The organism is Pseudomonas sp. 2995-1, assembly GCF_002742505.1.
GTDB lineage: Bacteria > Pseudomonadota > Gammaproteobacteria > Pseudomonadales > Pseudomonadaceae > Aquipseudomonas > Aquipseudomonas sivasensis.
In genome coordinates this window covers 1-383 of record NZ_LJSA01000155.1, presented here as the reverse complement: position 1 = coordinate 383, position 383 = coordinate 1, and the positions used below count along the sequence as shown (strand labels likewise).

Below are 383 nucleotides of genomic sequence, written 5' to 3'. Positions count from 1 at the left end.
GTGCCGACTTTGGCGCTGTTCTCAACAATGGTGGTAGCAGCCACGGTGATGACCGGGATGTCGTTGACCAAAGTAACGACCGGCTGAGCATCGCTGTGCGAAGTGGCGTTGTCGGCGTCGGTGACGGTCAGGTCAATTTTCGGCAACTGGTTGCCGGCGTTGACGAAATCAGCGCCCTTCTGCGTCAGCACAACGTTAGTGCCAGACAGGGTGTAGTAACCCTGAGTATTGGTGCCGGTGGTGAAATCAACTTTCAGGCTGGCAGTAGGCGTTTCTTCGTCGGTAGCAACGAAGCTACCGGCGACGGTGCCGACTTTGGCGCTGTTCTCAACAATGGTGGTAGCAGCCACGGTGATGACCGGGATGTCGTTGACCAAAGTAAC

The 383-nt window shown here is 56.4% G+C and carries 1 protein-coding gene; it reads right to left on the bottom strand.

What is annotated here, in order from left to right:
- Window positions 1-383 (bottom strand): hypothetical protein (locus tag AOA61_RS31110; RefSeq protein WP_158234784.1); only part of this gene is annotated, 383 nt, incomplete at both ends.